This window comes from Streptomyces sp. NPDC017991 (assembly GCF_044328075.1).
Lineage (GTDB): Bacteria > Actinomycetota > Actinomycetes > Streptomycetales > Streptomycetaceae > Streptomyces.
On the sequence record NZ_JBIRGP010000019.1, the window covers coordinates 37,692 to 51,076 of the forward strand.

9 protein-coding genes are annotated in these 13,385 nt (G+C 68.1%); all 9 read left to right on the forward strand.

Annotated features, from left to right (window positions below; all coding sequences use genetic code 11):
- The first annotated feature begins 1,105 nt into the window (after positions 1-1,105).
- The 9 genes from ngcE (at position 1,106) to ACH4DZ_RS40380 (ending at position 13,382) form a co-directional block, all read left to right on the forward strand.
- Complete coding sequence (gene ngcE, locus ACH4DZ_RS40340) at positions 1,106-2,554, forward strand: N-acetylglucosamine/diacetylchitobiose ABC transporter substrate-binding protein (protein WP_398294049.1); 1,449 nt, start codon at positions 1,106-1,108, stop codon at positions 2,552-2,554.
- A gap of 91 nt (positions 2,555-2,645) precedes the next feature.
- Entirely contained in the window at positions 2,646-3,575 is a 930-nt protein-coding gene (locus ACH4DZ_RS40345; RefSeq protein WP_398294051.1) for a carbohydrate ABC transporter permease, read from the forward strand.
- A gap of 37 nt (positions 3,576-3,612) precedes the next feature.
- Positions 3,613-4,530, forward strand: coding sequence for a carbohydrate ABC transporter permease (locus ACH4DZ_RS40350; RefSeq protein WP_398294053.1), 918 nt, complete (start codon positions 3,613-3,615; stop codon positions 4,528-4,530).
- 194 nt (positions 4,531-4,724) lie between these two features.
- Positions 4,725-5,924: an ROK family protein gene (locus ACH4DZ_RS40355; protein WP_398294055.1), complete on the forward strand. Its 1,200-nt coding sequence runs from the start codon at positions 4,725-4,727 to the stop codon at positions 5,922-5,924.
- 133 nt (positions 5,925-6,057) lie between these two features.
- Positions 6,058-7,164 carry a substrate-binding domain-containing protein gene (locus ACH4DZ_RS40360; RefSeq protein ID WP_398294204.1) on the forward strand — a complete coding sequence of 369 codons (1,107 nt, stop codon included), beginning with the start codon at positions 6,058-6,060 and terminating at the stop codon, positions 7,162-7,164.
- A gap of 220 nt (positions 7,165-7,384) precedes the next feature.
- Complete coding sequence (locus ACH4DZ_RS40365; RefSeq protein WP_189777611.1) at positions 7,385-8,176, forward strand: ATP-binding cassette domain-containing protein; 792 nt, start codon at positions 7,385-7,387, stop codon at positions 8,174-8,176.
- Entirely contained in the window at positions 8,173-9,465 is a 1,293-nt protein-coding gene (locus ACH4DZ_RS40370; RefSeq protein ID WP_398294057.1) for a sugar ABC transporter permease, read from the forward strand. The genes ACH4DZ_RS40365 and ACH4DZ_RS40370 overlap by 4 nt, the downstream gene beginning before the upstream one ends.
- A 331-nt stretch (positions 9,466-9,796) precedes the next feature.
- Positions 9,797-11,719: a 1-deoxy-D-xylulose-5-phosphate synthase gene (dxs, locus tag ACH4DZ_RS40375; protein ID WP_398294059.1), complete on the forward strand. Its 1,923-nt coding sequence runs from the start codon at positions 9,797-9,799 to the stop codon at positions 11,717-11,719.
- 166 nt (positions 11,720-11,885) lie between these two features.
- On the forward strand, positions 11,886-13,382 hold the full coding sequence (locus tag ACH4DZ_RS40380) for an amino acid permease (protein ID WP_398294061.1): 1,497 nt from the start codon (positions 11,886-11,888) through the stop codon (positions 13,380-13,382).
- Positions 13,383-13,385 lie beyond the last annotated feature (3 nt).

Genomic DNA, 13,385 nt, shown 5'->3' on the forward strand with positions numbered 1-13,385 from the left:
CGCCGGGGTGCGGGAGTTCGTCTGCGGGTTCGGTGGGGGCTGGTCGCGCAGTTCCCCGCGCCCCTTGAAGGGGGCTGCGCCCCCGAAGTGCGTCCGGCGTGCGGGCCCGCGCCCTGGCAGGCTCTTGCGGCTTTCGGCGGGGCCCCCACGGGCCGCGCGGGGTGCAGGCTGCGCCGGGGTGCGGGGGTTTGTCTGCGGGTTCGGTGGGGGCTGGTCGCGCAGTTCCCCGCGCCCCTTGAAGGGGGCTGCGCCCCCCCAGTGCGTCCGGCGCGCGGGTCCGTGCCCTGGCGGGCTCTTGCGGCTTCCGGCCGGGGCCCCCACGGGCCGCGCGGGGTGCAGGCTCCGCTGGGGGTGCGGGGGTTCGTCTGCGGGTTCGGTGGGGGCTGGTCGCGCAGTTCCCCGCGCCCCTTGAAGGGGGCTGCGCCCCCCAGTGCGTCCGGCGCGCGAGCCCGCGCCCTGGCGGGCTCTTGAGGCTTTCGGCCGGGGGCCCCACGCGCCGCACCGGCCATAAGCCCCAGTGCGTCCAGCACACGGGCCCGCGCCCCGGCGCGCTCTTGCGGCTTCCGGCCGGGGACCCCCGCGGGCCGCACCGGGCGCAGGCCCAAGCGGGTCCGGCACGCGGGTCCGCGACCCGGCGCGCTCTTCCGGCCTTCGGCCGGGGGACCCCCGGAGTGTGCGCCGGACGGTGTTCGCTCTCCCGTGGGGGTCCGGCAACGGCCCCGGCCTCCGGGCAGCTCATATTTCCGCGAGGTCTCACTTCGGGAAAGAGTGTCGGCCAACTGTGCATTCGATCTTGCTCCGTTGGCGGGAAGTGGACTATACCTGTCGGCGTCCGCCCCGATCGTTCGACCGGTCGCGGGCAGGCGGTTGCCGACAGACGAGGGGGCGCGGCGAACAGCGGCGTGCCGTGCATTCCCGCGGCTCCCGGTATTCCAGGCACGATCCAGCTCTACCGATGTCCCCTCGCTCAAGTGCCGGGCAGTTTGTCCGACCTGTTTTTCCTGCCGGGGGACCGGGGGTTTCCCCCGGGTAATGCAGTACCAACCGCGGTGCCGGGGAGGGTCCGGTTCACCGCCTGAGTCCTGACGAAGGCGAGGACTTGAGCATGGGATCCACTTCCGCACACAACGACCGCGAGGGTGTCGGCCGGCGCGACCTGATCAAGCGGTCCGCCGCGCTCGGTCTGATTACCGTACCCACGATGGGTTTTCTGTCCGCGTGTGCCAGCGGTGACAGCGGCGGCGAGGAAAAGGTCGACAAGGGCAAGAAGACCAAGGAGAACCCGCTCGCCGTCAACGCGAGCGCGCCGCTGGAGATCGTGATCTTCGACGGTGGTTTCGGCACGCAGTACGCCGAGGACGCCAAGGCGGTCTACGAGAAGAACTTCCCCAAGGCGAAGGTCAAGTTCTCCTCGACCCAGAAGATCCAGTCGGTCCTGCAGCCGCGCTTCAACCAGGGAACCCCGCCGGACCTGATCGACAACTCGGGTGCCGAGCAGATGGACATGGGCGTCCTGGTCGGCAAGAAGCAGCTCTCGGACCTCACCCCGCTGCTGGACGCGCCGTCCTTCGACGACCCGGCCAAGAAGGTCCGGGACACCCTGCGCCCCGGCATCGTCGAGATGGGCCAGTTCGACGGCGACCCGGTCTGGATCATGTACTACGCGTACACGGTCTACGGCGTGTGGTACTCGCAGAAGGCGCTGGACGGCCTCGACGCGACGTACCCGGAGACCTGGGACGACATGCTCGCGGTCTGCGCGAAGGCGAAGAAGAAGGGCATCGCGGGCTGGACGTACGCGGGCAAGCACCCGTACTACATCCCCTTCTCGCTCTACCCGATGATCGCCAAGGTCGGCGGCCGTGAGGTCCTGGACGCCATCGACAACCTGGAGCCGAACGCCTGGAAGCACCCGGCGGTCAAGACCTGTTTCGAGGCGTACTACGAGCTCTACAAGAAGGGCTACATCCTCAAGGGCACCCCGGGCCTGGACCACATCCAGTCCCAGACCGCCTGGACCGAGGGCAAGGCGCTCTTCATCCCGAACGGCTCCTGGGTGGAGAACGAGGCGGCGAAGACCATGCCGAAGGACTTCGACCTCGCGGTGAACGCGCCCAGCGGCATCGACAGCTCGGACAAGATGCCCTTCGGCACCATCTGGGCCTCCGGGGGCGAGCCCTTCATCGTGCCCGCCAAGGCCAAGAACACCGACGGCGGAATGGAGCAGCTGCGCATCATGCTCAGCGAGGCCTCGTCGAAGAACTTCACCTCGTCGGTCAAGTCGCTGACCGCCTTCAACGGCGGCACCGACGGAATCGAGCTGACGCCGGGTCTGAAGGCCGGTGTGGCGGCCCTGGAGAAGGCCGGCGACAACGTGGTCAACCCGCGTATCCAGGACTGGTACGTGGCGCTCCAGAAGGAGAAGATCGGCGTCGGCGGCCTCGGCGAGATGATGGCGGGGCGGCTCACCCCGGTCGAAGCCATCAAGAAGATCCAGGGCTACGCCGACGAGGCGGCCAAGGACGAGAACATCCAGCACTACAAGCACCAGTGAGCGCGGCCGGGACCCCGGACGCCGTCCGGGGTCCCGGTTCTCGTCGCGCGGCGTCGACGGCAGCCCCCGCGGGAAGATCGGGTCGGTAGGAATGCAACACGGTAAATACCGTTTCATCGTGGGGTTCTTGACGGCCCCCCTGGCCATTTACGGCCTGTTCGTCATCTGGCCCTTCATCCAGTCCATCTACTACTCGTTCACGGACTGGAGCGGTCTCAGCCCCGAGTTCAAGATGGTGGGCTTCAAGAATTACACGAGACTGCTGGACGACGAGGTCTTCTGGAAGTCGTTGCAGCACAGCGTGATGCTCGTCGTGCTGCTGCCGTTGGTGACGCTCACCATGGCGCTGTTCTTCGCCTTCATGCTCAATGTCGGCGGACGGCGCCGGAAGAATGCCGCGATCTCCGGCGTACGCGGCTCCGCCTTCTACAAGGTGGTCTACTTCTTTCCGCAGGTGCTGTCGATCGCGATCGTCGCGCTGCTGTTCCAGTTCGCCTACAACCCCAACAGCGGCGCGATCAACTCCGCTCTGAAGGCGGTCGGTCTCGACAGCGTCCAGCCTGACTGGCTGGGCGATCCGGAGCTGGCCCTCTGGTGCGTCTTCGCGGTACTCGTCTGGTGCACGGTCGGTTTCTTCGTGGTGCTCTTCTCCGCGGGAATGGCCTCCATTCCCAAGGACTACTACGAGGCGGCGCTCCTGGACGGCGCGAACCGCATCACGACCTTCTTCAGGATCACCCTGCCGTTGCTCTGGGACACCGTGCAGTCGGGCTGGGCCTACGTGGGCATCCTGGCGCTCGGCGCCGAGTCCTTCGCGGTCGTGCAGATCATGACCGTGGGCCCGAACGGCGGCGGCCCCGACTACTCGACGACCGTCCTGCCGCTGTACGTCTACCAGAAGGCGTTCCGCGACGGCCAGGCCGCCTACGCGACGACGATCGGTGTCGCCCTGCTCGCCGTGACGCTGCTGTTCGTGGCGGTCGTCATGAAGCTGGGCCGGCGCGAGCGGCTGGAGTACTGATGCGAACCGAGCTGACCGACCCGCGAGGAGGCCACGAGTGAAGACGACCGACACGCCTCCCGCCGACACCACCGGTGAGAGGCCGCCCGTCACCAAGACGACGTCCGCGCCCCCGCCCGAGGAGAAGGCCACCGGCAGGACCCTCAACGTCTTCTCGCACGGATTCCTGATCCTCTGGGCGATCATGGTGGTGATGCCGCTGCTCTGGGCGGTGATGACCTCGTTCAAGACGGACAAGGAGATCTTCAGTTCGCCGTGGGCGCTGCCCGACTCGCTGCACTTCGACAACTGGTCGCGCGCCTGGACCGAGGCGAACATGAGCGACTACTTCCTCAACACGATCATCGTGGTGGGGTTCTCGCTCCTCGGCACCATGCTGCTGGGCTCCATGGCGGCGTACGTCCTCGCGCGCTTCGAGTTCCCCGGGAACCGCTTCATCTACTTCCTCTTCATCGGAGGGATGAGCTTCCCGATCATCCTGGCGCTGGTCCCGCTGTTCTACGTCATGCAGAACCTGTCGCTGCTGAACACGCTGCCCGGACTGATCCTGGTCTACATCGGCTACTCGCTGCCGTTCACCGTGTTCTTCATGACGTCCTTCTTCCGCACCCTGCCGACCTCGGTGGCCGAGGCGGCCTTCGTGGACGGCGCCTCGCACACCAGGACGTTCTTCCAGGTGATGCTGCCGATGGCCAAGCCCGGCCTGATCAGCATCACCATCTTCAACTTCCTGGGGCAGTGGAACCAGTACATGCTGCCGACGGTGCTCAACACCGAGCCGGAGAACAAGGTGCTCACCCAGGGGCTCGTCCAGCTCGCCGTCAGCCAGGGCTACAAGGGTGACTGGTCCGGGCTGTTCGCGGGCCTCGTGATGGCCATGCTGCCGGTCCTGGCCGCGTACATCGTCTTCCAGCGCCAGGTCGTGCAGGGGCTGACCGCGGGGGCGCTCAAGTAACGGCAGGTTGATCGGTTCGGTTTGTGAGGGTGGTCCCGGATTGGAGCCGGGGCCACTCGCGCGTTACGGGCGCCCGCACGCCCCTCTCTTGCTCAACCTCTTGACGGGAGGCGACCCCAACAGCTCAGCTTAGAGTTCACTAGTTGGACATAGACGGGGTCTCACCGAGGCGACCCCGTACGCAGGAGGTCGTCGTGGAGACTCCGGGGTCGCAGTCGTCGCTGCACCGAGCCAATCTCGAACGGGTCGTACGCGCGGTGCGCCTGGCCGGGTCGCTCACCCAGGCGGAGATCGCGAGGACGACGGGCCTGTCCGCGGCCACGGTCTCCAACATCGTGCGGGAGCTGAAGGACGGCGGGACGGTCGAGGTCACCCCCACCTCGGCGGGTGGCCGAAGGGCCCGCAGCGTCAGCCTCAGCGGCGACGCCGGCATCGTCATCGGCGTCGACTTCGGCCATACGCATCTGCGCGTCGCCGTCGGCAACCTCGCGCACCAGGTGCTGGCCGAGGAGTCCGAGCCGCTCGATGTGGACGCGTCCGCCGCGCAGGGCTTCGACCGGGCGGAACAGCTGGTCAACCGTCTGATCGCGGCCACCGGCGTGGACCGCGCGAAGGTCGCCGGGGTGGGCCTCGGCGTGCCCGGGCCGATCGATGTGGAGTCCGGGACACTCGGCTCCACCGCGATCCTGCCGGGCTGGACCGGCACCAAGCCCGCCGAGGAGCTCCAGGGGCGTCTGGGGGTCCCCGTGCACGTCGACAACGACGCCAACCTCGGAGCCCTCGGGGAACTCGTCTGGGGGAGCGGCAGGGGCGTCCGGGACCTGGCCTACATCAAGGTGGCCAGCGGTGTCGGCGCCGGACTCGTGATCAACAGCAAGATCTACCGCGGCCCGGGTGGCACAGCGGGAGAAATCGGGCATATTACTCTTGATGAGTCCGGTCCTGTCTGCCGCTGCGGCAACCGGGGCTGCCTGGAGACCTTCGCGGCGGCGCGCTATGTGCTGCCGCTCCTCCAGTCCAGCCACGGCACGGATCTGACCATGGAAGGTGTCGTACGGCTGGCGCGGGACGGAGACCCTGGCTGCCGTCGGGTGATCGCCGACGTCGGCCGACATATCGGCAGTGGAGTGGCAAATCTGTGCAATCTGCTCAATCCGAGCCGGGTGGTGCTCGGCGGTGATCTCGCCGAGGCCGGAGAGCTCGTGCTAGGACCCATAAGGGAGTCCGTCGGCCGCTATGCGATCCCCAGTGCGGCGCGTCAACTATCCGTTCTGCCAGGGGCACTTGGCGGTCGGGCGGAGGTCCTCGGGGCGCTCGCCCTCGCACTCGGCGAGATGGGCGATTCAACCCTTTTGGACGGATCGCTCCCCGCTGTAACACCTGCCTTCACTTAGAGAACGGATGGCAGCGTTGCCATTCCGTTAAGGATTTACTTCTTGACGTCGCACGTGCGGCCGAGTTGACTTCCAGCCACCTCGGCCGCAACGTCGCGGCCTCGTCAGGGAGGTTTCTGAAGTGAATACGCGTATGCGTCGCGCCGCCTTTGCCGTTGCCGCTGGTGCGATGGCCGTCTCGCTGGCTGCCTGTGGCAGCGCCGAGGAGTCCGGCGACAAGAGCGACTCCACGAAGTCCGCCGCCAAGGGCGACAACATCAAGGTCGGCCTTCTCCTTCCGGAGAACCAGACCGCTCGGTACGAGAAGTTCGACAAGCCCCTGATCGAGAAGAAGGTCAAGGAGCTCACGAACGACAAGGGCGAGATCGTCTACGCCAACGCCAAGCAGGACGCCACCACGCAGTCCCAGCAGGTCGACACGATGATCACCAACAAGGTGGACGTGCTGATCGTGGACGCGGTGGACTCCAAGGCCATCGCCAACGGCGTGAAGAAGGCCAAGGACGCCGGTATCCCCGTCGTGGCGTACGACCGCCTCGCCGAGGGCCCGATCGACGCCTACACCTCCTTCGACAACGAAGAGGTCGGCCGCGTCCAGGGCAAGGCGCTCCTGGAGGCCCTGGGCGACAAGGCCAAGCCCTCCGCGAAGATCGTCATGATGAACGGCGCGGTCACCGACCCGAACGCCGCCCTCTTCAAGAAGGGCGCGCTCTCCGAGCTCGACGGCAAGGTGGACATCGCCAAGTCGTACGACACCAAGGAGTGGAAGCCGGAGAACGCCAACGCCAACATGGAAGGCGCCATCTCGGCGATCGGCAAGACCAAGATCGTCGGCGTCTACTCCGCCAACGACGGCATGGCCGGCGGTATCATCACCGCCCTGAAGGCCGCGGGCGTCTCCCCGCTGCCGCCCGTGACCGGCCAGGACGCGGAGCTGGCGGGTGTGCAGCGCATCGTCTCGGGCGACCAGTTCATGAGCGTCTACAAGTCCTACCCGCAGGAGGCGGACGTCGCCGCGCAGATGGCCGTCGCGCTCGCCAAGGGCGAGAAGCTCGACTCCATCGCCAAGGACTCGGTCGACAGCCCCACCACCAAGGGCGTCCCGTCGGTGCTCGTCCCGGTCGTCTCGCTGACCAAGGCGAACATCAACGACACCGTCATCAAGGACGGCATCTACACGATCGACGAGATCTGCACCGCCAAGTTCAAGTCCGCCTGCAGCAAGGCCGGCCTCAACTAGGTAACGGCACGTCCCATGCCGCGTACGGGAATTCGCGCCACTGAATTCCCGTACGGGCCTGTGGTCCACGCAAAGGTGGTCCCTGAGGGACAGTCGTACCGAAAGCCCCTCCGGCGCCCCGCAACCACCAGCCCCGCAAGCTAGGGCGGGGCGCCGGACGGAACACTTCCTCCCCCCAACTTTTCTGCACAACCTCCCGCCGGGTCAGGCGGCGAAGGAGATGGTTAACGTGTCCGCTACGCCTGTTCTGGCGTTGCGCGGGGTCTCGAAGCGATTCGGTGCCGTTCAGGCGCTCACCGACGTAGAGCTTGAGGTCCACGCCGGCGAGGTGGTCGCCCTGGTCGGCGACAACGGCGCCGGAAAGTCCACGCTGGTGAAAACGATCGCCGGCGTGCACCCGATCGACGAGGGTGTCATCGAATGGGACGGCAAGGCCGTCCAGATCAACAAGCCGCACGACGCCCAGCACCTGGGCGTCGCGACGGTCTACCAGGACCTCGCGCTGTGCGACAACATCGACGTCGTCGGCAACCTCTACCTGGGCCGTGAGCTGAAGAAGCGCGGCATCCTGGACGAGGTCGAGATGGAGCGCCGCTCACGCGAACTGCTCCAGACGCTGTCGATCCGCATCCCCAGCGTGCGCATCCCGATCGCCTCGCTCTCCGGCGGTCAGCGCCAGACCGTGGCCATCGCCCGCTCCATGCTCGGCGAGCCCAAGCTGGTCATCCTCGACGAGCCCACCGCGGCCCTCGGTGTCGAGCAGACCGCCCAGGTCCTCGACCTGGTCGAGCGGCTGCGCGAGCGCGGCCACGCCGTCCTGCTCATCAGCCACAACATGGCCGATGTGAAGGCCGTCGCCGACAAGGTGGCCGTGCTCCGGCTCGGCCGCAACAACGGCGTCTTCGAGGTCAAGGCGACCTCGCAGGAAGAGATCATCTCCGCCATCACCGGTGCCACGGACAACGCCGTGACCCGCCGTGCGGCGCGCAGCAACGGGGAGGCTCAGAAGTGAGCATCGACAAGACCTCCGCCAGCACGGACGAGCACGCCGTCGCGAACCCCGAGGCCGCCGCCGACGCGGTGACCGTGGTCGACCCCAGGCTGCTCGTGCGCGAGCAGGGCCTGGCCGGCTACGTCGGCGAGTTCAAGCGCAAGATGAAGGGCGGTGACCTGGGCTCCGTCCCGGTCGTCCTCGGCCTCATCGTCATCTGCATCATCTTCCAGAGCCTGAACTCGGCCTTCCTCTCCGCCGAGAACCTCAACAACATCGCCGTCGCGATGGTCGCCACCGGCATGATGTCGGTCGGCATCATCTTCGTGCTGCTGCTCGGCGAGATCGACCTGTCGGTCGGCTCGGTCAGTGGTGTGGCGGGTGCCATCACCGCCGTACTGAGCGTCACGCACGGTGTGAACGAGTGGCTTGCCGTCCTCATCGCCCTCGCGAGTGGTGCGGCCATCGGCGCGCTCCACGGCTTCTTCTTCGCCCGGATCGGCGCTCCCGCGTTCGCGGTCACCCTGGCCGGCCTGCTGTTCTGGCTCGGCTTCATGCTCCAGATCCTGGGCGAGAACGGCACCATCAACATCGACGGCGAGGGCGTGGTCGGCAAGCTGACCACGTACTACTTCTCGGACGTCGCGGCCGCCTACGGCCTCGCGCTCGTCGCCGTGGTGCTCTTCTTCGTCACCAGCTTCCTGGACAGCCGCCGCCGCGAGGCCGCGGGCATCCCGTCCCGGCCGCTGGGCGACCTGATCATGCGCACCGCCCTGCTCGCGATCGTGGCGTTCGCCGCCGCGATCATGTTCAACCAGTACAAGGGCCTGCCGCTGGCGCTGCTGCTCTTCGTCCTGGTCCTGGTCCTGAGCGACTTCGTCCTGCGCCGCACCAGCTACGGCCGCAAGATCTTCGCGCTCGGTGGCAGCGTCGAGGCGTCCCGTCGTGCCGGTATCAACGTCACGGCGGTCCGTGTCTCGGTCTTCGCCCTGGCGGGCTTCTTCGCCGCCGTCGGCGGTCTGTTCTGGGCCTCGAAGATCGCCGCGGCCAACCAGAGCGCCGGCGCGGGTGACCTTCTGATGAACGTCATCGCGGCGGCCGTCATCGGCGGCACCAGCCTCTTCGGTGGCCGTGGCCGCACGTGGAACGCGCTGCTCGGTGTCATGGTGATCACCTCGATCCAGTACGGCCTCGCCCTTGAGGGCATCGCCACGCCGGTTCAGTACATGATCACTGGTGGTGTGCTTCTGGCCACGGTCGTCATCGACTCGATCACGCGCAAGACGCAGAAGACCGCGGGTCGCGCATAACGGTTCTGCGGTTGCGCGGCTGAGCCGGGACTGCCCGTCGGTGGGTAGCCGCGGGTGCGTCGTGGCTGGTCGCGCCCCGCGGCGGAGCCGCGAATGTCACAGCCCCGCGCCCCTTACGGGGCCCGACAGCGGCGCTTGAGTGCCCGGTGCCTTCATAGGCGCCGGGCGCTTTTGTGTGGTCTGGGGGGTTTGGTGGGGGAGTCGGCGGGCGAGATGATTTACGGCCGAACGGGTGATGTACGACGCACAGCCCGGGCGTCGGCGGGAAAGACGGAACATTAGACTCGACAGGCCCGGCAACGCTCGATCGCTCTACTGCAAGGAGGCACGGGTGCCGCTGCTGACCCGCATCAAGGGACCGCGCGATCTGGACCGGCTCAGCCCGGAGCAGCTGGACCAGCTCGCGGAAGAGATCAGGACCTTCCTGGTCGACGCGGTGTCCAAGACCGGCGGCCACCTCGGCCCCAACCTCGGTGTCGTCGAGCTGACCATCGCCCTGCACCGGGTCTTCGAGTCCCCCAAGGACCGGATCCTGTGGGACACCGGACACCAGTCCTACGTCCACAAGCTGCTCACGGGCCGCCAGGACTTCTCGAAGCTGAAGATGAAGGGCGGCCTGTCCGGCTACCCCTCACAGGCCGAGTCCGAGCACGACGTCATCGAGAACAGCCACGCCTCCACGGTCCTCGGCTGGGCCGACGGCCTCGCCAAGGCCAACGAGGTGCTGCGCAAGGACGACCACCACGTCGTCGCCGTCATCGGCGACGGGGCGCTCACCGGCGGCATGGCCTGGGAGGCGCTCAACAACATCGCCGACGCCAAGGACCGCCCGCTCGTCATCGTCGTCAACGACAACGAGCGGTCGTACGCGCCCACCATCGGCGGCCTCGCGAACCACCTGGCGACCCTGCGCACCACCGACGGCTACGAGCGCTTCCTGGCCCGCGGCAAGGACCTCCTGGGGCGTACGCCCGTCGTCGGCAAGCCCCTCTACGAGACCCTGCACGGCGCCAAGAAGGGCCTCAAGGACTTCATCGCCCCGCAGGGCATGTTCGAGGACCTGGGCCTGAAGTACGTCGGCCCCATCGACGGGCACGACCTGGAGGCCCTGGAGTCCGCGCTCGCCCGCGCCAAGCGCTTCGGCGGCCCGGTCATCGTGCACTGCCTCACCGAGAAGGGCCGCGGCTACCAGCCCGCCCTGAGCGACGAGGCGGACCGCTTCCACGGCATCGGCCCCATCCACCCCGACACGGGCCTGCCCATCAAGGCGTCCGGCGCCGACTGGACCTCCGTCTTCGGCGACGAGATGGTCGCGCTCGGCAAGGAGCGCGAGGACGTCGTCGCGATCACGGCGGCCATGCTGCAGCCGGTCGGCCTGAAGAAGTTCGCGGACGCCTTCCCGAACCGCATCTACGACGTCGGCATCGCCGAGCAGCACGGCGCCGTCTCGGCCGCCGGCCTCGCCACCGGCGGACTGCACCCCGTCTTCGCGGTCTACGCGACCTTCCTCAACCGCGCCTTCGACCAGGTCCTCATGGACGTGGCCCTGCACAAGTGCGGCGTCACCTTCGTGCTCGACCGGGCCGGCGTCACCGGCACGGACGGCGCCTCCCACAACGGTATGTGGGACATGTCGATCCTCCAGGTCGTACCGGGTCTCAGGCTCGCCGCGCCCCGCGACGCCGACCAGGTCCGTGCCCAGCTGCGGGAGGCCGTCCAGGTCACGGACGCGCCGACCGTGGTCCGCTTCTCCAAGGGCGCGGTCGGCCCGGCCGTACCCGCCGTGGGCCGCGTCGGAGGCATGGACGTCCTGCGGGAGCCCGGCACGGACACCCCGGACGTGCTCCTCGTCTCGGTCGGCGCCCTCGCGCCCATGTGCCTGGAGATCGCCGGCCTCCTCGACCAGCAGGGCATCTCCACCACCGTCGTCGACCCCCGCTGGGTCAAACCCGTCGACGAGGCCATGGCCCCGCTCGCCGAGCGGCACCGCGTGGTCGTCACCGTCGAGGACAACTCCCGCGTCGGCGGCGTCGGCTCGGCGATCGCCCAGGCCCTGCGCGACGCCGGGGTGGACGTACCCCTGCGCGACTTCGGCATCCCGCCGCGCTTCCTCGACCACGCCTCCCGCAAGGAGGTCATGGCCGAGATCGGGCTGACCGCACCGGACATCGCGCGGCAGGTCACCGGACTCGTCTCCAAGCTCGACGGACGGTACGACCAGGCCCACGCCACCCCGGAGCCCGCCCGCGACTGACACGCCCGCCTGATCTGCACACCCGGCCGTCACACCCGCATGGGCCGGTTCCGCACCCTTTACGGTGGCTGAACCGGCCCATGCGCGTGAATCCCCACGCGCCGGGGCATACGGACCACGCACCCTCTCGATCATGTCGAGGACGACAAGCGTGGGAGGTACGCCCGTGAGCAGCACCCTCTTCAGGACGAAGAAGATCGAGCAGTCCATCCAGGACACCGAGGAACCGGAGCACGCGCTCAAGAAATCCCTGTCCGCCCTGGATCTGACCGTCTTCGGCGTCGGTGTCATCATCGGCACCGGCATCTTCGTCCTCACCGGCACGGTCGCCAAGAACAACGCCGGTCCCGCCGTCGCCCTGGCCTTCGTCGTGGCCGGGGTCGTCTGCGCGCTCGCCGCGCTCTGCTACGCCGAGTTCGCCTCCACGGTCCCGGTGGCCGGCTCCGCGTACACCTTCTCGTACGCCTCCCTCGGTGAACTGCCCGCCTGGATCATCGGCTGGGACCTCGTGCTGGAGTTCGCCCTCGGCACCGCGGTGGTCGCGGTCGGCTGGTCCGGCTACATCGCCTCGCTGCTCGACAACGCGGGCTGGCACCTGCCCGCGGCGCTCAGCGGCAGAGAGGGCGCCGACGGCTTCGGCTTCGACATCCTCGCCGCCGCCCTCGTCCTGGTGCTCACCGGCATCCTCGTGGTCGGTACGAAGCTCTCCGCGCGGGTCACCGCCGTCGTGGTCGCCATCAAGGTGACCGTCGTCCTCGTCGTGATCATCGCCGGTGCCTTCTTCATCAAGGGCGACAACTACGACCCGTTCGTCCCGAAGGCGAAGCCCGTGGACGCGGGCAGCGGTCTCGACTCGCCGCTCATCCAGCTGATGTTCGGCTGGGCGCCCTCGAACTTCGGTGTGATGGGCATCTTCACCGCCGCCTCCGTCGTCTTCTTCGCCTTCATCGGCTTCGACGTGGTGGCCACGGCCGCCGAGGAGACCAGGAACCCCCAGCGGGACATGCCCCGCGGCATCCTCGGCTCACTCCTCATCTGTACGACGCTGTACGTGGCGGTGTCGGTCGTCGTGACCGGCATGCAGCACTACACCAAGCTGTCCGTGGACGCGCCGCTGGCCGACGCCTTCAAGGCCACCGGACACCCCTGGTACGCGGGCTTCATCAGCTTCGGCGCCGCCGTCGGCCTCACGACGGTCTGCATGATCCTGCTGCTCGGCCAGACCCGGGTCTTCTTCGCGATGAGCCGCGACGGACTGCTGCCGCGCTTCTTCTCGCACGTCCACCCGCGGTTCAGGACCCCGCACCGGCCGACCATCCTGCTCGGCGTGATCATCGCGATCGTGGCCGGCTTCACCAGCCTCAGCGAGCTGGCCGAGCTGGTGAACATCGGCACGCTGTTCGCGTTCGTCGTCGTCGCGGTCGGCGTGATCATCCTGCGCCGCACCCGCCCGGACCTGCCCCGCGCCTTCCGCACCCCGCTGGTCCCGATCCTGCCGATCGTCTCGGTCCTCGCCTCGCTGTGGCTGATGCTGAACCTGCCCGCCGAGACCTGGCTGCGGTTCGCCGTCTGGATGGCCCTCGGCTTCCTCGTGTACTTCCTCTACGGCCGCTCGCACAGCCGCCTCGGCCGGGACGAGAAGGCAGCCGCCGACCGGAGTTGACCG